Origin of the sequence: Nonomuraea glycinis (assembly GCF_014646515.1) — a bacterium.
Lineage (GTDB): Bacteria > Actinomycetota > Actinomycetes > Streptosporangiales > Streptosporangiaceae > Nonomuraea > Nonomuraea glycinis.
This window is the reverse complement of the sequence record NZ_BMNK01000002.1, coordinates 291,481-313,933: the sequence shown is the minus strand read 5'-3', so window position 1 is coordinate 313,933 and position 22,453 is coordinate 291,481. Positions and strand designations below refer to the sequence as shown.

The window sequence follows — 22,453 nt, the reverse complement described above, 5'->3', positions numbered from 1 at the left end:
GCCAACAGTCCCAGGTGGGACAGCATGTGCCCGGCCCATCTTGGATCATGCCGCATGTCGCGGCTGAGTGCGCGCGGGCGAAGGGTGTGGACATACCCCCTCCCGGTAAGTTATGTTCCCAGATGTACCCCCTAGGGGTATAAATCAGCGACGCACGACAGCGGCGGGCGAAGCAAAGGATTGATCCACACACCTCTTCCAGCCGTACAAGAAAGAGGGAGGGCGGCGTTTCCAGCCCTGGAAGAATACCCTAGGGGGGTACGGTGTTAGACTCGATAGAGCAAGAATACGGCCATCTGAAGGAGCCACCCATGAGCACCGCCACCTACACCGTCAAGGGCATGACCTGCGGCCACTGCGTGAGTTCGGTCAAGGAGGAGGTCACCGAGGTCTCGGGGGTCACGTCCGTTGAGGTGGACCTGGCGAGCGGCGCGCTGACCGTGGTGAGCGAGAGCCCTGTGGACCAGGAGCGGATCAGCGCCGCCGTGCAGGAAGCCGGCTATGAGTTGGTCGGCGTCTCATGAACACGGCCGCACGCCTCGGGCTGTACGGCGCCGGACTGGCAGTGATCTTCGCCGGGGCGCTGGGGGCCGGGAGCGCGTTGGGCCAGGTCGGACCCGCCGCGGGTCCGACCCGGCAGGCCACGGGTCCCGCTGGGCAGGCCACGGTACCGCCCGGGCAGGTCACGGCGGGCCCGAAGAGCCACGCCGACATGGCCGCGCCGGCGGACAAGGACTCCGCAACCGGCACCGCGCACGACACCACGGCCGGACACGCCGACGAGAACGGCGAGCGCGACGAGCAGGGCGAGCACGGCGGGCACGGCGGGCACGGCGAGGCGGCGCACAACGAGAGTGATACCCCCGGAGGGCTCCAGGTCTCCCAGAACGGCTACACGCTCACCCCCCTCACCAAGCCCGGCAAGGACTTCCGCTTCAACATCACCGGCCCCGACGGCAAGCCCGTCACCGAGTACGACGTGGCGCACGAGAAGAAGCTCCACTTCATCGTCGCCTCCCGCGACCTGACCAGCTTCCAGCACCTGCACCCGACGCTCGGCCAGAACGGCGTCTGGTCGGTCAAGCTGGAGCTGCCCGAGCCCGGCGCCTACCGAGCCTTCGCCGACTTCGCCCCCACGGGCGCCGACACGCTGACCCTGGGCGTGGACCTACAGGCCCCCGGCGACTACGAGCCGAAGGCGCTGCCGCAGGCCGGCCGCACCGCCAAGGTGGGCGACTACACAGTGACCCTCGACGGGGAGCTGGAGCCCGGCCACGCGAGCAAGCTCACCCTCAAGGTCACCAAGGACGGCAAGCCGGTCAAGGACCTGCAGCCCTACCTGGGCGCCTACGGCCACCTGGTGGCGCTGCGCGCGGGCGACCTGGCCTACCTGCACGTCCACCCGGACGGCGAGCCGGGCGACGGCAGGACCACGCCGGGCCCGGAGATCACGTTTTACGCCGAGGTGCCCAGTGTGGGCGACTACCGTCTGTTCCTGGACTTCCAGCACGGCGGCGACGTCCGTACGGCGAGCTTCACGGCAACGGCCGAGCAGGCACCGGCTCGCACGCACTGAAAAACCGGCCCACACCCACTGAGAACAAGCCCAGACAAACAAGTCCAGCGCGCAGGAAACGGACGAGGGAAAGGAGAGGTGATGTCTTCCCTCATCGAGGAAAAGGCCGTCGAGCTCACGATCGGTGGCATGACGTGCGCGTCCTGCGCCAACCGCATCGAGCGCAAGCTCAACAAGCTCGAAGGCGTGACCGCGACGGTCAACTACGCGACGGAGAAGGCGAAGGTCACCTTCCCCGACGACCTCGACCCACAGGAGCTGATCTCCGAGGTGGAGAAGGCCGGCTACTCGGCCACGCTGCCCGCCGACGATCCACAGCCTGTGGACAACCCCGACAACAGCCTGCGTGACCGGCTGATCACGGCGGTGGTGCTGAGCGTGCCCGTGGTCGCGATGGCGATGATCCCGGCGCTGCAGTTCACGTACTGGCAGTGGTTGTCGCTGACGCTGGCGGCGCCGGTCGTGGTGTACGCGGGCTGGCCGTTCCACAAGGCCGCCTGGACCAACCTGCGGCACGGCACGGCGACGATGGACACGCTGGTCTCGATGGGCACGCTGGCCGCGCTCGGCTGGTCGCTGTGGGCGCTCTTCTTCGGTACGGCCGGCATGCCGGGCATGACGCACCCGTTCGAGCTGACGATCCAGCGGACCGATGGCTCCGGCAACATCTATCTGGAGGCCGCGGCGGGGGTGACGGCGTTCATCCTGGCCGGGCGTTACTTCGAGTCGCGATCGAAGCGGCAGGCGGGGGCGGCGCTGCGGGCGCTGATGGAGCTGGGCGTCAAGGACGTCGAGCTGGCCGACGGCCGACGGGTCGCCGTCGACGCGCTCCAGGTGGACGACAGGTTCGTGGTACGGCCGGGCGAGAAGGTCGCCACCGACGGCGTGATCGAGGAGGGCACCTCCGCGATCGACGCCTCGATGCTCACCGGCGAGTCGATGCCGGTGGAGGTCGGGCCGGGTGAAGCCGTGGTGGGCGCGACCGTCAACGCGGGCGGACGGCTCATCGTGCGGGCCACCCGGGTCGGCGGCGACACCCAGCTCGCCCAGATGGCCAGGCTGGTGGAGGAGGCGCAGACGGGGAAGGCGGCCGTGCAGCGGCTGGCCGACCGGATCTCCGGCATCTTCGTGCCGATCGTGATCGGCCTGGCCATCGCCACGCTGGGCTTCTGGCTCGGCACCGGCAACGGCGCGGGCGCGGCCTTCACCGCCGCGGTCGCCGTGCTGATCATCGCCTGCCCGTGCGCGCTCGGCCTGGCGACGCCCACGGCGCTGCTGGTCGGCACCGGCAGGGGCGCCCAGCTCGGCATCCTGATCAAGGGACCGGAGGCGCTGGAGTCCACGCACAGGGTCGACACGATCGTGCTGGACAAGACCGGCACGGTCACCGAGGGCCGGATGACGCTCGTCGGCGTCCACCTGGCCGAGGGCGAGGACCGCGGTGAGGTGATCAGGCTGGCCGGCGCGCTGGAGCACGCCTCCGAGCACCCGATCGCCCGCGCCATCGCCAAGGCGGCCGGGTCCACGGCCACGGTCGAGGACTTCGCGAACGTCGAAGGGCTCGGCGTACAGGGCGTCGTCGACGGGCACGCGGTGCTGGTCGGCCGGCCGAAGCTGCTGCGGGAGTGGTCGCAGCACCTGCCGGCCGAGCTTGAGGACGCGTTGGCGCGGGAGCAGGCCGCCGGGCGTACCGCCGTCGCCGTGGGGTGGGACGGCAAGGCGCGCGCGGTGCTGGTCGTGGCCGACGTGGTCAAGGGCACCAGCAAGGAGGCGATCGAGCGGCTGCGCGCCCTCGGGCTCGCCCCGGTGCTGCTGACCGGCGACAACGAGGCGGTCGCCAGGACCGTGGCGGCCGAGGTCGGCATCGACGAGGTCATCGCCGAGGTGCTGCCCGCCGACAAGGTGGACGTGGTCAAGCGGCTGCAGGCCGAGGGCAGGGTGGTGGCCATGGTGGGCGACGGCGTCAACGACGCCGCCGCGCTGGCCCAGGCCGATCTGGGGCTCGCCATGGGCACCGGCACCGACGCGGCGATCCAGGCGTCCGACCTCACGCTGGTCCGTGGCGACCTGCGGGTGGCGGCCGACGCCCTGCGGCTGTCGCGCAGAACGCTGGCCACGATCAAGGGCAACCTGTTCTGGGCCTTCGCCTACAACGTGGCCGCCCTGCCGCTGGCCGCCGCGGGGCTGCTCAACCCGATGATCGCGGGCGCCGCGATGGCGTTCTCCAGCGTCTTCGTGGTGAGCAACAGCCTGCGGCTGCGCGCTTTCAAGTGACCGAGCTTCAAGTGACCGAGCTTCAAGTGACCCAGCACGGCCGGCGCGGGAAGGCGCCGGCCGTTCAGGCCTGGTAGGACTCCGGGGTCATCCTGGTCGACACGCCCATCCGGTTCCAGGCGTTGATGGTGGCCAGGGCGACCACCAGGGCGGCCAGTTCTTTCTCGGTGAAGTGCTCGGCGGCCTGCTGCCAGATCTCGTCGGTCACGTCGCCGGTGGACAGCCGGGTCGCGGCCTCGGTGAAGGCCAGGGCCGCGCGCTCCTGGGCGGTGAAGAAGGGGGCCTCCTGCCACACCGCCACGGCGTGCAGCCGCGCGTCGCTCTCCCCCGCCCGCTTGGCGTCGGAGCTGTGCGAGTCCACGCAGTAGACGCAGCCGTTGATCTGGCTGGCGCGCAGCCGTACCAGCTCCAGCAGGGGCTTGGGGAGGGTGCTCGCGCTCACGAATCGGTCGAGTCCGGCCATCGCCTTGTAGGCGTCGCCGGCGAGCTTGCCCAGGTTCATTCGTTCCGTCATGCCGCCCACGTTAGGCCGGAGCTTGTCCCGATATAAGCTCCAATTTCCGGCTAAATGATTGGGCCAAGATGGACGTACACGTGACCCTGTCGGGGCGGGGTGACCTGACGGCGCAGATCTACCGCCAGCTCCTGGAGGCGGTCCTGGACGGGCGGCTCAGGTCGGGCGAGCGGCTGCCGCCGACGCGGGAGCTGGCCCGGCGGCTGGCCGTCTCACGCAACACCGTCGCCGTCGCCTACGACCGGCTGGTCGCCGACGGCTTCCTGGTCGGCCGCGCGGGCGCGGGCACGTACGTGTCGGCCGAGCCGGTGCGCGGCAGAGCCGCCCCCAAGGGTGTCGTACGGCCCCGCGCCGTGTGGGAGTCCATCACCGGCGGCCCCTCCGGCCCGGCCCGCCCGGACGGGTCGACCATGCAGGCGTACGACTTCCGCGTCGGCGTGCCCGACGCGGAGCTGTTCCCGATGGAGAGCTGGCGGCGGCTGGTGAGCCGCGAGCTGCGGCGCGGCGTCGGGGGCTACGGCGACCCGTCGGGGCACGAGGGCCTGCGGGAGGCCATCGCCCGGCACATCGGGGTCAGCCGGTCCGTGCACGCCGGCGCCGGGGACGTGCTCATCACCAACGGCGCGCAGCAGGCGCTGGACCTGGTGGGCCGGGTGCTGATCGAGCCCGGCGCCTGCGTGGCCGTGGAGGAGCCCGGCTACCCGCCCGCGCGGCTGCTGTTCCGCTCGCTCGGCGCGCGGGTCGTGGGGGTGCCCGTGGACGGGGAGGGACTGGACGTCTCCGCCATTCCGGGTGCCGCGCGGCTGGTGTACGTCACGCCGTCGCACCAGTTCCCGCTGGGCACGCCCATGTCGCTGGCCCGCCGGGCGGCGCTGCTGGCGTGGGCCGAGCGGCGGAACGCGGTGGTGATCGAGGACGACTACGACAGCGAGTTCCGCTTCGGCGATCGCCCGCTGGAGCCGCTGCAGAGCCTGGACCGGGCCGGCCGGGTGATCTACGTGGGCTCCTTCTCCAAGACCCTGCTGCCCATGCTCCGGCTCGGCTTCCTGGTCGCGCCGGCCTCGCTCGGGCCCACGCTGACGGCCGCCAAGCGGATCTCCGACTGGCACGGCGAGCTGCCGACGCAGGCGGCGCTGGCCAGGTTCATCGACGAGGGCCTGCTGGCCAGGCACATCAGGAAGGCCACCCGGGTGTACGCCGCCCGGCACGCGCTGATCGCCGGCACCCTGTCCGGCGAGGACCGGCTGCGCCTGGTGCCCTCCGCGGCCGGCCTGCACCTGTGCGCCCGGCTCGCGCCCGGCGTCGCGGTACGGCAGCGGCCCGGCCTCGGCGTCGAGCGGCTCGACGCCTACTGCGGCGAAAGCCCGGCCCAGCGCGGCCTGGTCATCGGCTACGGCGCGATCGGGCAGAGCGCCATCCCCGGCGGCCTCGAACTGCTCAGAAAGTCACTGATAATGCCGGCGACCCCAGAACCGCCGGGCCCGCTCACCTGAGAACTGCGGGTCGTCCGGCGGCACCGGCTGGCGCACGATCACCACCGTGGCCCGCGCGTGCCGTGCGCAGTACATGGACGTCGAAGGCAGGAACAGGCGGCTGACCAGCCCACGCCGCCCCCGGCCGAGCACCAGCAGGTCGCCGTCGCGGGCCAGGTCGACCAGGTGATAGCCGGGATCGCCGACTCGCGCGACCGCGGCGGTGGTGAGGTCGTCGGGCACCCCGCCCGCCACGTCCTCGAACGCCCGCGCCACCACCTCGCCGCAGCGATCCTCCTCCCCCTGCCTGATGGCGTGCTGCACGGGCAGCGCCTCAGGGAAGGGGTGCACGGGCGCCCGGCTGACGTGCACCGCGACCAGCGCCATGCGGTGCAGCCGCGCCGCGCCGATGGCCCAGGCCAGCGCCCAGCGCGCGGCCGGGGACTCGTCCACTCCCACGATCAATCGCGCGCCACTGGGCAGGTCCTGATCCACCACACTCTCCTCGTAGAGGTACTTGACCATAGTGCGCTTCTTTGCTGCTTACCGGGAGGTGGCAATTTGCGAACTATGCCCAAGTCGTCCTCCCCTCACACCAGGCGAAGCAACCCGTCGTACAACCGCGCGCGCTCCGCCTCCGAGAGGATCCTGTACGGGCGGGCGGCGCGCTGGTTCGTCCTTGCCTCGATGCGTTCGCGTACCGGGCCGCGCTTCAGGGCGACGATGTCGGCCACCGACAGGCCCGCTTCCTGCCAGGCCGCGGCGTGCGCGTCCGCGCGGTGGTAGCGCAGGGCGGCGAGCCGGTTGAACAGCAGCACTCCCGGCGGGGCGTCCAGCGGCTCGTACGGCGGCACCACCACCGCGAACGCACCGCCCACCGCCTCCGCCGAGTGGCCGGAGGGGTGGACGGTCGTCGACAGGTCCTGCTGGGCCCGGGTGAGCACGCTGCGCGCGAGGGTGGCCAGTGCGGGGACGTCGTGGTCGGGCCAGATGCGCTCGACGGCGGCGGCGTGCAGGCCGTACAGGCTGTGGATGATCTCCAGGCCGTGAGCCGTCGCGTGCAGCAGGCCGTCGGGGTCCTCGGTCAGGGTGCCCTGCTCCAGGTGCTCCTGGATGATGCTCTCGCGTTCGTCGGCGGTGCCGTACCTGTAGACGGCGGCGAGCGCGGCGCGGGTGAGGGGGCGGAGTGGGAGGGTGAAACGGAGGTCGTTCAGGAAGCCGGGGGACGGGTCCGGGGCTCCGCTGAGCTCTCTGCCGACCGCGCGGGCGGCGGCGTGCACGTTGACGTGGACCGCACCGATGACCGGCGCGATCGCCCCCGCATATGTCGAGAGTTCCGCATATTTCGGCATTGCGTGTCATTATGCCGCCGGCCCTTGATGGCTCAGGGCCTTATGGAGCACTCCCTGGCCGACCGGCGGCAAAATGCTTCATGTGCTGGGCTTCATCGCACCGTGCAGGAACACCTCGACGAGGTCCGGCACGGGGAGGTCGCTCGGCGTGCCGCCTCGCCTCTGGGAATACTGCAGCGACAGGAAAATTGTCGCTATCTGGTCGGGAGGGAGGCGGAGCGACTCCGCGTCGGGCTCGATCAGGTCGGTCACTGCGTCCTTGATCAGCTGCATGGAGGCCTCCCGGCCGCCGGGCTGCGGGCGGTCCCGCTGCCGGCCCCGGCCGTGGCCGCCCGCGTGCAGGGCGCCTATCACGGTGCCGACCCGATCCAGGTGGGCGGAGAGTGCCTCGACGGTCTCGGCCAGCCTGCTCGCGAGTGGCTGGTCGAGGGGGATGGAGGCGATCTCCTTGACCACGTGGTCCGGCTGGATCGCCTCGGCCAGGCAGGCGTCCAACAGCTCCTCCTTGTCGTTGAACACGCGGAAGATGGTGGCCTCGCCGATGGCGGCGGCCCTGGCGATCTGGCTGGTCGTCACGGCCGTGCCGTGCTCGGCGACCAGGGGGAGGGCGGCAGCGACGATCATGGCTCGCCGCTCCTCGGGACTCATCCCCGGCGCTCTGCGCCGGGTCGGTTTGTCGCTCATACGCTCACGGTACGGAGTGAGTACTCACTCCGTCAATGGCCAGAGTGAATACTCACTCCGGTTCGTATGGGGGAAATAGCCGGGTTCGGAAGGGGGGCGGGGGTGGGGCGTGTCATGATGTCGGGATCGTGACGCCGAGCATGCCGTTTCGCCTTATTCGCACCATGGTGTTCGCCATGGTGTGCCTTGGGCTGGGTGTGGGGGCGCATGTCTTCGGCGGGGGGACGGTGTCCGGGGACGCCATGCTGGTGGCGTTCTGGCTGGCCGCCTGTGTCGCCTATCCGATGGCGGGGCGCGAGCGATCGCTGCACGCCATTCTGCCCCTGCTGGGCGGACTCCAACTCGCCCTGCACCTGCTGTTCTCGCTGTCGCACGCCGGCTCCCCCGCGCAGGCCGTCGCGCACGCCGTGCACGCCTCCGGGGGGCTGGTGCCGGGGTTCGGCATGCTGGTCGCGCACTCCTGGGCCACCGTGCTGACCGCGCTGTGGCTGGCGCGCGGCGAGGCCGTGCTCTGGACGCTGCTGCGCCGGCTGGCCGTACGGCTGCTCGCCGTGTTGCTGCCGCCGGTGCCCGAGACGCCTTTCTTCGCCGCGGCCGTGGTCGAGCCGCCAGTGCTGCGTTCGGCCGTGCTTCGGCACGTGCTCAGCAGGCGTGGACCTCCGATGGTCGTCGAAACCAGCTGATCCTTTTCGACGACCCCCGCCTGCGGCGATGCTCTGCCGTGGGCGCAGAAAGGCATGTTCATGTACATCCGTCCTGTGTGCCTGCTCGCCGCCGCCGTCGTGGCGCTGAGCGGGTGCGGCTCCACCGCCGGCACCGCCAAAACCACCGACACCGTTACCCAGAGCCGCTCGACCGTCGCCGCCGAGGCGCGGCCACCCGCCGGCGCCGCCGCCGGGCTGTCCATCACCGATCCCTGGGTGAAGACGGCCGAGAAGGGGATGACCGCCGCGTTCGGCACCCTGGTCAACAACACCGACGCCGAGGTGACGATCGTCGCCGGGGCGTCCCCGCTGTCGCCGATGATCGAGCTGCACGAGGTGGTGGACTCCGACGGCAAGATGATCATGCGGCCCAAGGAGGGCGGCTTCGTCATCCCCCCGCGCGGCACCCACGAGCTGCGGCCCGGCGGTGACCACATCATGCTGATGGGGGTCGCCGAGGAGGTGAAGCCGGGTGCGCGGATCCCGTTCACGCTGACGGTGAAGGACGGGCAGCCCTTCGAGTTCACCGCCGTGGGCAAGGACTTCGCCGGAGGCAAGGAGGACTACCAGCCTGGCATGGGACACAAGTGATGGCCGGTCGGATCAGCAGAAGAGGGCTGATCACCGGGGGCGCCGCCACCGCGGCGGGCGCGCTCGGCTCGGCTGCCGTCATCGGCGCGCTGGATACGCCCTCGGCCGTCGCCTCGGGCGAACCCGCCGGACCCGTCGTGGAGCCGTTCCACGGCGTGCATCAGGCGGGGGTGGCGACGGCTCCGCAGGCGCACGCGGTCTTCGTCGCCTTCGACCTGCTGCCGGGCACCGGGAGGGAGGCACTCGGCCGGTTGATGCCGCTGCTGACCGATGACGCGCGCCGCCTCACCCAGGGGCGGCCCGCGCTGGCCGACACCGAGCCGGAGCTGGCGACGGACCCGGCCCGGCTGACCGTGACGTTCGGCTTCGGGCCAGGGCTGTTCGCCGCGGCGAAGGTGGACTCGCCGGTCCAGGCGCTGCCCGCGTTCGAGACGGACAAGCTGCGCAGGGAGTGGAGCGGCGGGGACCTGCTGGTGCAGATCTGCGCCGACGACGCGCTCACCGTGGCGCACGCGCTGCGGATGATCGTCAAGGACGCGCGGTCCTTCGCCAAGGTGCGCTGGACCCAGCGGGGTTTCCGGCGCAGCGCGCACCTGGGTGTTCAGGGGCATACCCAGCGCAACCTGATGGGCCAGCTCGACGGCACGGTCAACCCGACCGACCTGGACCGCGCCGTCTGGATCGATCAGGGGGCCGACTGGCTGCGCGGCGGCACCACGCTGGTGTTGCGGCGCATCCGGATGGAGCTGGAGACGTGGGACGCGGCCGACCGGGTGGCCAGGGAGTTCACCATCGGGCGGCGGCTGGACACCGGCGCTCCCCTGACCGGCCGGGCCGAGCGTGACGAGCCGAATTTCGAGCGGGTCAACCGGCTCGGTTTCCCGGTCATCTCCGAGTACGCCCACATCAGGCGGGCCCGGACGGCCGATCCCGCCGCCCGGATCCTGCGGCGTCCGTACAACTATGACGAGGGCCTGTCCAAGGACGGGACCTCGGACTCGGGGCTGCTGTTCGCCTCCTATCAGGCGGACGTGGAGCGGCAGTTCGTCCCGGTTCAGCGCCGTCTGGCCGAGGGGGACCTGCTCAACGAGTGGGTGACGCCCATCGGCTCGGCGGTCTTCGCCATCCCGCCGGGCTGCACGCCCGAGGGGTGGATCGGCGACGGCCTGCTGGCCTGAGCCGGCCGTCCATGGGCCGCACCCGCGCCGTGCGGCTCATGGACGGGAACTCTCCTCGCGCTCAGAATCGAAGTCATGGCCGACGACACCTACGTAGGTTCCAGGACTCCCCGCCTCGAGGACGCCCGGCTCCTGGCCGGACGCGGACGGTACGTCGGCAACGTCCGGCTGCCCGGCATGGCGTACGCGGTCGTGGTGCGCAGCCCGATCGCGCACGGGCGGCTGGTGGCGTGCGGCGTCAAGGCGGCGCGGGCCGCCGACGGCGTGCTCGACGTCATCACCCCGGCGGACGCGGCCGGGATCCGGCTGCCCTGTGCCGGGCTGTCGCCGGGGCAGCGGCTGACGGCCTACCCGGTGCTGGAGGAGACGATCCGCTACGTGGGCCAGCCGGTCGCGGTCGTCGTGGCCGACACCCCGGAAGCCGCCGGGGACGCCGCCGAACTGGTCGACCTGGACTTCGACCAGTGGCCCGCCGTCGTCGGCGTGGCACGCGCGCTGGCGGACGACGCCTCGCTGCTCTACCCGGAGTGGGGCACCAACGTGGTCACCGACTTCCCCATGGGGGACGACTGCGAGGAGGCGATCGGGGCCGCCGAGCACGTGGTCGAGATGACGTTCACGCTCGGCCGCGTCTCGCCGTACCCGATGGAGCCGCGCGGGGTGGTCGCCTCCTACGACGGCGAGGAGCTGACGATCAGGATTTCCACGCAGGCCGCGCACAACGTGCGCGAGCACGCCGCGAACGCGCTGGGGCTCGGTCATGATCGAGTACGGGTGATCGGCGCGGACGTCGGCGGCGGGTTCGGGGCGAAGGAGCACCTGTATCCGGACGAACTGCTCGCCTGCCTGGCCGCGATGCGGCTGGGACGGCCGGTGAGCTGGACGGAGGCGCCGGGCGACCGGCTGGTGGCCACCCTGCCGTCGCGGGCCACCGTGCACCGGGGGCGGCTGGCGTTGGACGGGGACGGCCGGTTCGTGGCGGTGCACGCCGACATCGTGAGCGATCTCGGGGCACATCCCTCCAACGTGGGCGCGGGGCCGGCCGCGGTGACGGCCACGCTGCTGCCGGGGCCGTACCGGTTCGAGCAGGCGGGGGCCCGGGTGCGCGGGGTGGTCACCACGACCACGCCGACCGGCTCCTACCGCGGGTTCGGCCAGCCGGAGGCCGCGTGGACGCGGGAGCGGCTGGTCGACGAGGCGGCGCGACGGCTCGGGCTGGACCCGGTCGAGCTGCGGCTGCGCAACATGCTGCGGCCCGAGGACCTGCCCTGCGGGAACCGGATCTGGCAGACGTACGACTCGGGCGACTACCCGAGGGCGCTGCGCACGCTGCGGGAGATGGTGACGCCGCCGGGCGGGGACGACGGGCGCAGGAGGGGCGTGGGCTACTCCTGCCACGTGGAGGGCACCGGCATGGGACCCTCCATGGGCCTTAAGGCGGCCGGCATCCAGGAAGGCGGGTACGAGGCGGCGCTGCTGCGGATGAACTCCGACGGGTCGGTGGTGGTGTCCAGCGGCCTGTCCGGGATCGGGCAGGGCATCGAGACCGCGCTGGCGCAGATCGCCGCCGACCGGGTGGGGGTGCCGATGGACCGGATCCGGGTGGTGCTGGCGGACACCGCGTCGACGCCGTACTCGCCGGTCGGGTCCATCGCCAGCCGGGCCCTCGCGGTCGGCGGCCCGGCCCTCGCCGAGGCGGCCACCCGGCTGCACGACAAGATCATCGCGCTGGCGGCGCACCGGCTCGAAGCGGCTCCCGGTGACCTGGAGATCGTCGGGTCCGTCGTACAGGTCAAGGGGGATCCGCAGGCGTCGCTGCCGCTGCGGGAGATCGCCACGTCGGCGTGGCGCGGCTGGGACCTGCCGGACGGCTGCTCCCCCGGGCTGGAGGAACGGGCGACGTACGACCCGGCCGACTACACCTACGCCTACGGCGCGCACGCGGCGGCCGTCGCCGTCGACCCGGAGACCGGCGAGGTGGAGCTGGAGGGCTACTGGGTGGTCAACGACTGCGGTGTGCAGGTGAACCCGGACATCGTCGAAGGCCAGCTCCGGGGCGGGGTGGCCCAGGGCATCGGGATGGCGCTGACGGAGGAGGTCGGCTACGGCGAGGACGGGCAGCCGGTCGCCGACTACCTGCCGCCCACCGCGTACGAGGTGCCCGAGGTGCGGATCGTCTCGCTGGAGACGCCCTCGCCGATCACCCCGGGCGGCATGAAGGGCGTCGGCGAGGCCGGCACGATCAGCCCACCGGCCGCCATCGGCAACGCGGTCGCCGCCGCCCTTCCGGAGATCGCCGACCGCGTCACCGACACACCGATCACCCCGCAGACCATCTGGCGGCTGCTGTCCTCCTAAGGGGCTAGGTGGTGGCCAGGGCCTCGGTCGGGGAGAGGCGGGAGGCTCTGACGGCCGGGTAAAGGCCGGCGAGAGCGCCGATCAGGAGGGTCGCCGCCAGGCCGGCCGCCGTGGCTTCGGTGGGGATCACCGCCTGCCAGCCCTTGGCGTAGGCATAGGCGAGGGTGACGGCGGCGCCGATGAGCACGCCGCCCGCGCCGCCCATCGCCGACAGCAGCAGCGACTCGGCGAGGAACTGCGTGCGGATCTGACCCCGGGTGGCGCCGAGCGATCGGCGCAGGCCGATCTCCGAGCGCCGTTCCAGCACCGAGATGACCATGGTGTTGGCCACCCCGACGCCGCCCACGATCAGCGCGACCGCGCCGACGCCGAGCAGCAGCGCGGTGAACGCCTGGTCGGTGGCCTGCTTGGCGGCGAGCGCGTCCGAGGGGCGGGACACGTCGACCTCGTTGGGGGCCTCCGGGTTCGCGGTGCCGGGCAGCACGTCGCGGACGGCGTCCATCCGGCGCTCGTCGGCGCGGGTGAACAGGGTGGTGGGGTGGCCGTCGAAGTCCAGCAACCGCTCCGCCACCGGCCAGCCGACCATCGCCCCGGTATCGAGGTCGGTGGCCAGCGCCACCGGGGCGAGGATGCCGACGACGGTGAACCGCTCGCCGCCGATCACCACCTGGGTGTCGGGGCCCGCCGCCGGCACGCCGAGCCGTTCGGCGGCGGTCGAGCCGAGGACCACCGCCGGGTAGGTCTGGGTGGCCTCGGTCAGCCAGGTGCCGCTGCGCACGGTCGCGCCCACGGAGTCGAGCAGGTCGAGGCGGGCGGCGTAGGTGGAGATGCCGCCGGTCTGGGCCCGGGGGACCTGCTCGGAGCGGTAGACCTTGGCGTCCTTGAGGTACGCGGCGGCCGAGACGGACTCCACCGGGCCGATCCGCTCGATCATCGCCTCGGCGTCCACCGGCATCTTCGCCTCCTCGCCGGCGATCGTCTGACCGGCGGAGACGGTGAGCAGGTTGGTGCCCAGCGCGGACAGTTGCCGGTCGAGCTCGGCGCCCGAGGAGGAGGAGATGCCCACCACGCCGATCATCGCCGCGATGCCGATGGCGATGCCGAGCGCCGACAGGAAGGCGCGCATCGGGCGGGTACGCAGGCCCACGGCGCCCACCCGCAGCACGTCGCGGGCGCTCATCCGGGGCGGCGACAACCTGGGGCGGCCCTCATGGTCGACGGCCGCCATCATGCCGCCCCGGACCGGGCGCGCTCATGGGCAGAGGTCCGCCCCGACACCGCGACACCGCCGACCGCCGTGTCCGCTTTGCCGTCGACCGCCGTGTCCGCGACCTTTCCGCCCGTCGCCGTGTCCGCGACGATGCGCCCGTCGCGCATCGACACCTGCCTGGGCAGGCCGGCGGCGATCTCGCGGTCGTGCGTGATGATCAGCACGGTGGTGCCCGAGGCGTGCAGGTCGTACAGCAGCTCCATCACCCCCGCGCCCGAGACCGAGTCCAGGGCCCCGGTCGGCTCGTCGGCCAGCAGCAGCGGCGGGTCGCCGGACACCGCCCTGGCGATGGCGACGCGCTGCCGCTCGCCCCCGGACAGCTCGTGCGGCTCGTGGTCGATCCGGTGCCCGAGCCCGACCCGTTCCAGCGCGAGCCGGGCCCGGCGCCGCCGCTCGGCCAGGCCGAGGCCGGTGTACAGCAGGCCGTCGGCCACGTTGTCCAGCGCCGGGACGTTCGCGGCCAGGTGGAACTGCTGGAAGACGAACCCGATCCGGGTCCCCCGCAGCGCGGAGAGCTGGTTGTCCGACAGGGCCGAGATGTCGTAGCCGTCGATGCGCACGGTCCCCGACGTGGGGCGGTCCAGGGTGCCGATGGTGTTGAGCATCGTGGACTTGCCCGAGCCGGACGGGCCGACGATGGCGGCCAGCTCGCCCCGCGCGATCTCCAGCGTGACCGACGCCAGCGCGGTGACGCCGCCGGGGTAGGTCTTGCTCACCTGTGACAACGCGATCATGGTCATTTCACGGTCCCCACGGTCATGCCCTCGGCCAGGCCGTCGCCGCTGATCTCGACCCGGCCACCGGAGAACAGCCCGGCCTCCACCGCGACGTACCGGGTGGCGGCGCCCTCGACGACCTCGACGCCGAAGCCGCCCTCGCGCAGCGCCACGAGGGAGACGATCGGCACGGTCAGCACGTTCTCGCGCCTGGCCGCGGTGAAGGTCACGTCCACCGCGGCCTGGTCCAGGCCGGCGGTCGCCTTGCGCGCCTTGGCGCTGATGGCGACGAGCGCCTCGACCTTGGTGTCCGGCTCCTGGTCGCCCTCCCCCGGCTCGATGACCGTCGCCACTTCGGTGATCTTGCCGGTCACGTCCCTGCCGTCGGGCAGGGTGACGGACACCCGCGCCCCCGGCTTGGCCAGCCGCTGGTCCTCCGCGTCCAGCCGTACGGTGACGACCTTGGCGGTGCCGGTGTGGGAGAGCACCTTCTGGCCGGGCGCGGCGGGCTGACCGACCTGGGTGTCCAGGGTGTCCACGCGCACCTTGCCGTCGGCGAACACGACCCGGCCGAGCTCGACGACGCCGGTCTCCGGCAGCCCCCGGTCGTCCTGCCACTCCTTGACCGCCTCGGCCGTGGCCCAGGTGTACTCGTCGTCCACGGTGAAGCCGGTGTAGCCGAGCTTGCGGAGGTTGCGTTCCAGGGCGCGCACGTCCCGGCCCTCCGTGCCGGTCCTCAGGTCCCGGTACGCGGGCGTCCCGCCGTACATGAGCACCACCGGATCGTTGTCGATCTTGTAGAGCGGTTCGCCGCGGGTGATCTGGTCGCCGCTGTCCGGCAGCCAGGTGATGGTGCCGGGCTTGCGGCTGACCGCCGTGGTCGCGGGGCCGTAGCCGAGCTCTCCGTCCGCGTCCAGCGTGTCCTCCAGGGTCTCCTTGGCGATCCGCGTGGTGGCGGGGGGCAGTGCGGCGGCGGCGCTCGGCGGGGCGCCGCCCGTCAGCAGTCCCGTGTTGCCGGCCGCCACGAGTGCCGCACCGGCCACGACCACCACGGCGAGCAGCGCGACGATCCTCCCCCTGCGCTTACGGCGGCCGGAGACCTCGTCCAAGGAGGCCATCAAGACCCGCCGAGGTCGAACTGGCACTTCTTCTGGGCCGCCGGGAAGTCGGGATCGTCGGCGACCTTCTTGTCCAGGCGCATGGTGTTGCCCTCGGGGTCGGGGAACTCCGCCACGCCGTTGTCCCGCATGCACCTGGCGACGGTGCGCATCCGCTCGCCGTCGCGGGCGCCGCCAGGCCCGTCACCCCCCGACGGCTGCCACTCCTTGCACGCCTGCTGGGCCTTGTCCATGGTCGCCTCGGAGCCCGGGCCCATCGTCATCCTGATGCCCGCGCCGGCCTTCGGGTCGGGCACGTCGACGCCGTTCTCGCGCATGCACTGGGCCCACTTGAGGGTCCGCTCCTCCCTGCCTAGGCTCGGCGCGGCGGAGCTGCCGGAGGTCGGCGTCACATCGCCGGCCGACGCCACGTCGGTGCCTCCGGTCGCGCCCGAGCCGCATCCGGCCAGGGCCAGCGCCAGCAGAGCGGTCACGCCGAGGATTCGTCCTCGCATCGTCGTTCTCCTCGTCCAGCGGCCGGTTCTGCCCCGACCGTCCGGACAGATGCAAGCGAAGCGGCGGTTTCCCCGCCGTTTCCACACGTGCTAACAGCGAGCAAACAGGACGTACGCCACCATCGGCCCTAGATCAAGGAAGGGCGGGGGAATGCGGGTTCTGGTGGTCGAGGACGAGCCGGTGCTCGCCGACGCGATAGCCGAGTGGCTGCGCGAGGAGACGCACGCGGTGGACACCGCGAACGACGGCGGAGCGGCACTGGAACGGCTCTCGGTCAACGACTACGACGTGGTCATCCTGGACCGCGACCTGCCGATCGTGCACGGCGACGACGTCTGCCGGGAGCTGGTGGCGTCGGAGTCCACCGCGCGGGTGCTGATGCTCACCGCGGCCGGGGAGATCGGCGACCGGGTGACCGGGCTGTCGCTGGGCGCCGACGACTACCTCGCCAAGCCGTTCGCCTTCGCCGAGCTCGCCGCCCGCGTGCACGCCCTGGGCCGCCGCTGCCGGCCGGCCGCGCCGCCGGTGTTGCGGCGCGCCGGGCTCACGCTCGACCCGGCCCGCCGCGAGGTCTTCCGCGCAGAGCGGTACGTCCCGCTGTCGAAGAAGGAGTTCGCCGTGCTGGCCGAGCTGATGCGGGCGGAGGGGGCCGTGGTCTCCACCGAGCAACTGCTGGAGAAGGCGTGGGACGAGAACGCCGACCCCTTCACCGGCGTGGTCCGGCTCACCGTGCTCAAACTGCGCCGCAAGCTGGGCGATCCGCCGGTCGTGCTGACCGTGCCGGGGTCGGGGTACCGCATCCCATGAACGTCACCCTGCGGGCCCGGCTCACCCTGCTCTACGGCGCCCTGTTCCTCGTCGCGGGACTGGTGCTCATCGGCGTCTCCTACCTGCTCTTCAACCAGGAGCTCTCCCGGCTCTTCGACGACAAGTACGGCCCCAAACAGGTCTTCAAGCTGCACACCCAGGGCAACGTGCTCACCCTCGGCCAGGCGCAGCAGCTGATGGAGGACCAGCAGCGGCTGCTGGAGGAGCAGCAGCTGGATCTGCGCGCGGCGGCGGCCACCTCGCTGCTCGCCCAGGGGGCGGTCGCGGTGGTCGTGGTCGGCGGCGCGGCGATCGGCCTGGGCTGGATCATCTCCGGCCGGGTGCTCGCCCCCCTGCACAAGGTGACCGCCACGGCCCGGCGGATCGCCGCCGCGCCGATGGCCGAGCGCGGCCTGCACGAGCGGATCGCGCTGGCCGGGCGGCGGGACGAGGTCAAGGAGCTGGCGGACACCTTCGACACCATGGTCGAGCGGCTCGACCACTCCTTCGACGGGCAGCGCAGATTCGTCGCCAACGCCTCGCACGAACTGCGCACGCCGCTGACGCTCAACCGGGCGCTGGTCGAGCTGGCCATGCACCGGCGTACGGCCTCCCCGGACGTGAAAGAGCTCGGCGAGAGCCTGCTGGAGATCAACGCCAGGCACGAGCGGCTCATCTCCGGCCTGCTGCTCCTGGCCCGCGCCGAGCACGAGATCGCCGACCGGTCGCCGGTGGACCTGGCCGACGTGGTCTCCCATGTCGTCTCGCAGGTCGCGCCGGAGGCCGAGGCGGAGAAGGTCACCGTACGGGAGGAGGCGTTCCCCGCCCCCACCACCGGCGACGCGATGCTGCTCGAACGGCTGGTGCTGAACCTGGTCGAGAACGGCATCCGGCACAACCTCGGCGACGGCACCGGCTGGGTGCGCGTCACCTGCGGGACCGCGGGCGGGCAGGTCATGGTCACCGTCGCCAACACCGGCCCCGCCATCCCGCCGTACGACGTCCCTGAGTTGTTCAAGCCGTTCCGCCGGCTCAACGCCGACCGGCTGGTGACCGGCAGGAGCGCGGGGCTGGGGCTGTCCATCGTCCGCTCGGTGGCGCAGGCGCACGGCGGCGACGTGGTCGCCCGCCCGCGCGACGACGGCGGCCTGGAGGTGACGGCCTACCTGCCCCACGCCACGCCCTGGACCCGCTCCGATCCATGACGGGTGTCACGCGGCCGGCTGGGAGCGTTGCACCGGCCCGGCGACGGTGCGCTGTTCCTCCGGATGACCGGCGTACGACCTCAGGCCGGGAGTGCCGCCCGCACCGCCGCCAGGCAGCGCTCCACCGCCGCGCGGGGGTCCAGAGCGTAGTGGCCGTCGCCGAAGAGCTCGAAGGTCAGGTGACCGGCGTATCCCCTGCGGTCCAGCGCGGCAAGGTAGCCGGCCAACGGCAGCTCGCCGTCGCCCCAGGCCAGGTGCCCGGCGGGACGGCCGTCGATCAGATGCACGTGGCGGACGCGGTCGCCGAGCGCGTCGAAGTAGTCGTCCACGCCCTCGCCCGCCACGGCCATGCCCACGGTGTCGAGCACGGCGCCCAGGTTCGCCACGCCCACCTCGTCGATCATCGTCGCGAGCGTACGGGAGTCGTTCACCAGATTGGACTCCACGCGCTGCAGCGGTTCGAGCACGCAGGTGACGCCGAGGGTGTCCGCGTAGCCGGCGATCTCGCCGACGGCGTCCACCGAGCGGCGCCAGGCCGCCTCCACCGGCTCGCACTCGAACCCGCGGCCCGGGGTCAGCAGGAGCAGCTCCGCCCCCAGTTCCGCGCAGAGCTCGGCCGCGCGCCGGAACATGGCGATGCTGCCCGCGCGCAGCCAGGTGACGGGCGAGGCCACGTTCACCGGATACATCACCTGCTCGGGGGTGAGACAGCGCACCCGGAGGCCGCGTGACTCCATCCGGCGGCGGACGGCCCGCGCCTCGGCGTCGCTCACCTGCGGGATGTGGAAGTGCGGCGCGATGCCCCACAGCTCCACGTGTTCCCGGCCCAGGCCGGCCGCGTCGTCGAGGAAGCGCTCGAACGGAAGGTGCTGGTAGGCGAAGTTGGCGGCGGTGATCCGCTGAAGGTCCATGAGAACTCCTGTCATCCGCCGATTCCGTCGGCGGTGCTCATTTGCCGATTCCATCAGCGAGGCCCTTGACGATATAGCGCTGGCCGAAGACGAACAGCAGCACCACCGGCACGGCCGCGATCACCATCCCGGCGAAGACGACCGGGAACTCGGTGCCGTGCTTGCTCATCAGGCTCGTCAGGCCGACCGGAAGCGTCTGCACCCCGCTGCCGCTGGTGAACACCATCGCGAAGAGGTACTCGTTCCAGGTGAAGAGGATCTGCAGCAGCACCGTCGAGGTGATGATCGGCTTGCACATCGGCAGGATGATCCGCCAGAACGCCGTCCAGCGGCCGGCCCCGTCCACCTCCGCGGCCTCGTCCACCTCGCGCGGCAGGTCGATCATGTAGGCGCGGATGAGGAAGGTGGTGAACGGGATCCGGAACGCCGTATAGAGGATGAGCAGCGCCCAGAAGCTGTTGTACAGCCCCATGGCCTGGAACATCTTCACCAGCGGCACGAGCGCGACGGTGGGCGCCAGCATGAGCCCGCCGAGGATCAGCGCCGTGATCGCCTTGTTGAGCGGAATGTCCACCCTGGTGAGGCCGTAGGCGGCCCAGGCGCTGACGAACACGGTGGCCACGGTGGAGGTCGCCGTGACGAGCACACTGGTGGTGAGGTAGTCGCCGACTCCCCGGTTCCACGCCTTCCGATAGTTGTCGAAACTCCAGTCGACCGGCAGTGCGAAGGGGTCGCTGAAGAGCTCGGCGTTGGTCTTGAACCCGTTGAGCACCATCCACAGCAGTGGATAGACGACGACCACCACGAGCCCGAGGAGGAAGGCCCACATGAACACGCGCGCGATCACGCCCATGAAGCTCAGGCGACTCACCATTCCACCCTTCTCCTGCGGGTGACCCACAGCTGCGCCATGGCGACGCCGAGCGTGATCACGAACAGCACCGTCGCGATCGCGGCGGCGTAACCGAAGTCGTTGCGGACGAACCCGCTGCGGTACAGCCATGTCCCCAGCACCTGCGTGGAGTTGTTGGGCCCGCCGCCGGTCATCACCATGACCTCGTTGAACACCTGGAAAGAGCCCGAGACCGTGACGATCGCCATCAGCCCGGTCATCTCCCTCACCAGGGGGACCGTCACGTGCACGAACCGGCCGACCGGCCCGACGCCGTCGATGGCCGCCGCCCCGTAGATCTCCGAAGGGATGCGCTGGATCGCGACGGCGAACAGCAGCGTCGAGTAGCCGAAGCCCTGCCACTGGCTCATCGCGATGATCGCCGGCATCGCGGTGCCCTCCTGGCCGAGCCATGCCGCCGCGAACTGGCCGAGCCCCGCCGCTTCGAGCAGGTGGTTGATCGGGCCGAGGTTGGGCTCGTACAGGAAGTAGAACAGCAGTCCCGCGACGGTCAGCGAGATCGCCGAGGGGATGAAGTAGATCACCCGGAGGCTGCGCCGCCACCCTTCGCCACGGATGCTCTCGATCAGCGCGGCGAGCAGGAGCGCGCCGAACACTTGGAAGGCGATCGAGATCACCGCGTACAGCAGGTTGTTGCCGAGGGACGACCAGAAGACCGGGTCGTCGAGGAGCTTGGCGTAGTTGTCGAACCCGATGTACTCCTGGCTGCCGCTGTAGATGTCCCATTCGAGGGTGCTGAACCCGAAGTTCTGCACGAGCGGCAGGTAGACGAACACCCCGACGAGCGCGAGGGCGGGAACGACCCACGCGAGCCCGAGCGATCTCGCGACGATGGCGCGCACGGCTCGCCTCCTACTTGGCCGACGCGGACGCCCGGCGCACGCTTTCGAGCACCTTCTCGGGCGTCATGCCACCGGTGATGAGGGCCTCGCCGCCGGCCAGCCACGCGTCGGCGACTTCGGGCACTGTCACGGTGTCGAGCCAGATGGCCAGGTTGGAGGCCTTGTTGACGAGCTCGATGCCCTCGTACACGGCCTTGCTGGAGGTCTCGGGCGTGACGGCGCCGACGACCGTGCTGGGCTGGCCGTACGGGGGCGCGGAGAGCGTCTTGGCGTTCTCGGCGTTCGTGGCGAACTTCATGAAGTCGATGGCGAGCGCGGCCCGCGGCGACTTGGCGTTGACCAGGTAGCCCTCGGGCGATCCTTCGAGCGCCTTGGGGTCGCCGGCGGCGGCTGCGGGGACGGGCAGCGGGAAGATGCCGAAGTTCTCGGGAGTGAGCCCCTTGCCCGCGGTGGCGTTGTCGAACTCCAGGATCTCCTGGTAGTACATGGCCGCCTTGCCGCTCGAGAACGCCTCCTGCGCCGAGGTGTAGAGGACTCCGTTGGTGCCGGTGCCCGTGTCGGTGCACTCGGTGACCACGGTCTTGAACTGCTTGAGCGCGGTGAGGTATCCGGGGTCGTCGAGCTTGGCGGTCGCGGGGTCGAAGTCGGCCCGCAAGGTCGTGGCAGGCACGTTGTAGGCGAAGAGCTGCTGCAGGTAGTGCAGGGCGGGCCAGCCGTCCTTGTTGCCGAAGGCGATGGGCTCGTAGCCCGCCTCGCGCAGGGTGGGGCAGCTGCGGACGAGCTCGTCGAAGGTGGCGGGCACCTTGACGCCGGCCTTGGCGAACGCGGCCTTGTTGTAGCCCATGAACTTGCCGTTGTTGTAGAGCGGGATCCCGTAGTACTTGCCGTCGAAGGAGAAGGCGTCGAGCGATGCCTTGCCGAAGGTGCGGCCCCACTCGGTGTCCGGGCCGATCACCTTGCTGAGGTCGGCCGCGCGTCCGCCGCGGACGTAGTTCTCCGCCCAGTTGCCGGTCCAGGTGAAGTAGATGTCGGGCAGGGCGTTCGAGGCGGTCAGGGTCTTGAGCTTGTCCTTGATGCTCTGGTCGGTCTCCTGGATGAGCTCGATCCGCACCTCGGGGTGCGCCTTCCGGTATTCGGCGGCCAGGTTCTCGAAGTAGGGGTCGAGGGGCTCGCCCGCGAACTTGGTGAGGATGCTCAGCGTTCCGGAGAACTCGGGCTGGGCCGCGATGTCGGCCGCCGGGGCCGACGCCGTCCCGCCGCCGCAGCCGGCCAGGGCGAGCACCGAGGTCCCGGCGAGTGCCGCGAACGTCGTCAGTGCGCGAGAGCGCATGGGGGCTTCCTTTCTCACAGAGGAAAGGGGACCGCCGGTGCTGTGGCACCTCAGATCCGCCGTAGGGGTGTCTCTGGTGTGGGCCGACTGTACAGATGTTCTGATACCGGTACCACCCCCATGGTCAAGATCTTATTTTCTTG

Annotated in this window: 22 protein-coding genes; 10 read left to right on the top strand and 12 right to left on the bottom strand. The window is 71.4% G+C overall.

Annotated elements, in window-relative coordinates; genetic code table 11:
• Positions 1–311: 311 nt before the first annotated feature.
• The 3 genes from IEY87_RS06640 (at position 312) to IEY87_RS06630 (ending at position 3,850) form a co-directional block, all read left to right on the top strand.
• Positions 312–524, top strand: a complete 213-nt coding sequence (locus tag IEY87_RS06640; protein WP_189137594.1) for a heavy-metal-associated domain-containing protein — start codon at positions 312–314, stop codon at positions 522–524.
• A complete protein-coding gene (locus IEY87_RS06635; RefSeq protein WP_189137593.1) occupies positions 521–1,576 on the top strand; it encodes a DUF8832 domain-containing protein in 1,056 nt (351 codons plus the stop codon). The genes IEY87_RS06640 and IEY87_RS06635 overlap by 4 nt, the downstream gene beginning before the upstream one ends.
• 81 nt (positions 1,577–1,657) lie before the next feature.
• Entirely contained in the window at positions 1,658–3,850 is a 2,193-nt protein-coding gene (locus IEY87_RS06630; protein ID WP_189137592.1) for a heavy metal translocating P-type ATPase, read from the top strand.
• Between the two features lie 64 nt (positions 3,851–3,914).
• Here IEY87_RS06630 and IEY87_RS06625 read toward each other — a convergent pair whose 3' ends face one another.
• The gene (locus tag IEY87_RS06625; protein ID WP_189137591.1) at positions 3,915–4,364 is read right to left on the bottom strand and encodes a carboxymuconolactone decarboxylase family protein; all 450 of its coding nucleotides are present in this window, start codon (positions 4,362–4,364) and stop codon (positions 3,915–3,917) included.
• Between the two features lie 68 nt (positions 4,365–4,432).
• Here IEY87_RS06625 and pdxR point away from each other — a divergent pair, with 68 nt between their 5' ends.
• Complete coding sequence (gene pdxR / locus IEY87_RS06620) at positions 4,433–5,857, top strand: MocR-like pyridoxine biosynthesis transcription factor PdxR (protein ID WP_189137590.1); 1,425 nt, start codon at positions 4,433–4,435, stop codon at positions 5,855–5,857.
• Here the strand turns inward: pdxR and IEY87_RS06615 are convergent.
• The 3 genes from IEY87_RS06615 to IEY87_RS06605 all read right to left on the bottom strand — a co-directional run bounded on the left by IEY87_RS06615 (position 5,810) and on the right by IEY87_RS06605 (position 7,872).
• A complete protein-coding gene (locus IEY87_RS06615) occupies positions 5,810–6,361 on the bottom strand; it encodes a universal stress protein (protein ID WP_189137589.1) in 552 nt (183 codons plus the stop codon). The genes pdxR and IEY87_RS06615 overlap by 48 nt on opposite strands.
• Positions 6,362–6,426: 65 nt before the next feature.
• On the bottom strand, positions 6,427–7,188 hold the full coding sequence (locus tag IEY87_RS06610) for a hypothetical protein (RefSeq protein ID WP_189137588.1): 762 nt from the start codon (positions 7,186–7,188) through the stop codon (positions 6,427–6,429).
• A 78-nt stretch (positions 7,189–7,266) separates the two neighbouring features.
• A complete protein-coding gene (locus IEY87_RS06605; protein WP_225277137.1) occupies positions 7,267–7,872 on the bottom strand; it encodes a TetR/AcrR family transcriptional regulator in 606 nt (201 codons plus the stop codon).
• 140 nt (positions 7,873–8,012) lie between these two features.
• On the opposite strand from IEY87_RS06605, the gene IEY87_RS06600 reads away from it, so the two are divergent.
• The 4 genes from IEY87_RS06600 (at position 8,013) to IEY87_RS06585 (ending at position 12,703) form a co-directional block, all read left to right on the top strand.
• Complete coding sequence (locus IEY87_RS06600) at positions 8,013–8,555, top strand: MFS transporter (protein WP_189137587.1); 543 nt, start codon at positions 8,013–8,015, stop codon at positions 8,553–8,555.
• Positions 8,556–8,615: 60 nt separating this feature from the next.
• Positions 8,616–9,167 (top strand): copper chaperone PCu(A)C, encoded by a 552-nt coding sequence (locus IEY87_RS46605; protein WP_189137586.1) that lies wholly within the window; start codon positions 8,616–8,618, stop codon positions 9,165–9,167.
• Entirely contained in the window at positions 9,167–10,345 is a 1,179-nt protein-coding gene (locus IEY87_RS06590; protein ID WP_189137585.1) for a Dyp-type peroxidase, read from the top strand. Before IEY87_RS46605 ends, IEY87_RS06590 begins: the two co-directional genes overlap by 1 nt.
• A gap of 75 nt (positions 10,346–10,420) precedes the next feature.
• A complete protein-coding gene (locus IEY87_RS06585) occupies positions 10,421–12,703 on the top strand; it encodes a xanthine dehydrogenase family protein molybdopterin-binding subunit (RefSeq protein ID WP_189137584.1) in 2,283 nt (760 codons plus the stop codon).
• Between the two features lie 4 nt (positions 12,704–12,707).
• Here IEY87_RS06585 and IEY87_RS06580 read toward each other — a convergent pair whose 3' ends face one another.
• The 4 genes from IEY87_RS06580 to IEY87_RS06565 are packed head-to-tail and all read right to left on the bottom strand — an operon-like array spanning position 12,708 to position 16,301.
• Positions 12,708–13,934, bottom strand: coding sequence for an ABC transporter permease (locus IEY87_RS06580; RefSeq protein ID WP_372462246.1), 1,227 nt, complete (start codon positions 13,932–13,934; stop codon positions 12,708–12,710).
• Entirely contained in the window at positions 13,931–14,713 is a 783-nt protein-coding gene (locus IEY87_RS06575; protein WP_308112939.1) for an ABC transporter ATP-binding protein, read from the bottom strand. The genes IEY87_RS06580 and IEY87_RS06575 overlap by 4 nt, the downstream gene beginning before the upstream one ends.
• On the bottom strand, positions 14,710–15,807 hold the full coding sequence (locus tag IEY87_RS06570) for a peptidoglycan-binding protein (RefSeq protein WP_189137583.1): 1,098 nt from the start codon (positions 15,805–15,807) through the stop codon (positions 14,710–14,712). Before IEY87_RS06570 ends, IEY87_RS06575 begins: the two co-directional genes overlap by 4 nt.
• A complete protein-coding gene (locus IEY87_RS06565; RefSeq protein WP_189137582.1) occupies positions 15,807–16,301 on the bottom strand; it encodes a hypothetical protein in 495 nt (164 codons plus the stop codon). Before IEY87_RS06565 ends, IEY87_RS06570 begins: the two co-directional genes overlap by 1 nt.
• A gap of 151 nt (positions 16,302–16,452) precedes the next feature.
• Here IEY87_RS06565 and IEY87_RS06560 point away from each other — a divergent pair, with 151 nt between their 5' ends.
• Positions 16,453–17,109, top strand: a complete 657-nt coding sequence (locus IEY87_RS06560; protein ID WP_189137581.1) for a response regulator transcription factor — start codon at positions 16,453–16,455, stop codon at positions 17,107–17,109.
• A complete protein-coding gene (locus tag IEY87_RS06555; protein WP_189137580.1) occupies positions 17,106–18,314 on the top strand; it encodes a sensor histidine kinase in 1,209 nt (402 codons plus the stop codon). The genes IEY87_RS06560 and IEY87_RS06555 overlap by 4 nt, the downstream gene beginning before the upstream one ends.
• An 80-nt stretch (positions 18,315–18,394) precedes the next feature.
• Here the strand turns inward: IEY87_RS06555 and IEY87_RS06550 are convergent, their stop codons facing one another.
• Genes IEY87_RS06550 through IEY87_RS06535 form a run of 4 tightly spaced genes read right to left on the bottom strand, consistent with a single transcriptional unit; the run spans position 18,395 to position 22,310 of the window.
• Entirely contained in the window at positions 18,395–19,225 is an 831-nt protein-coding gene (locus IEY87_RS06550) for a sugar phosphate isomerase/epimerase family protein (RefSeq protein WP_225277138.1), read from the bottom strand.
• Between the two features lie 37 nt (positions 19,226–19,262).
• Positions 19,263–20,099: a carbohydrate ABC transporter permease gene (locus tag IEY87_RS06545; protein WP_189137578.1), complete on the bottom strand. Its 837-nt coding sequence runs from the start codon at positions 20,097–20,099 to the stop codon at positions 19,263–19,265.
• Positions 20,093–20,980: a carbohydrate ABC transporter permease gene (locus IEY87_RS06540; RefSeq protein WP_189137577.1), complete on the bottom strand. Its 888-nt coding sequence runs from the start codon at positions 20,978–20,980 to the stop codon at positions 20,093–20,095. The genes IEY87_RS06545 and IEY87_RS06540 overlap by 7 nt, the downstream gene beginning before the upstream one ends.
• Before the next feature lie 10 nt (positions 20,981–20,990).
• A complete protein-coding gene (locus IEY87_RS06535) occupies positions 20,991–22,310 on the bottom strand; it encodes an ABC transporter substrate-binding protein (RefSeq protein WP_189137576.1) in 1,320 nt (439 codons plus the stop codon).
• Positions 22,311–22,453: the final 143 nt, after the last annotated feature.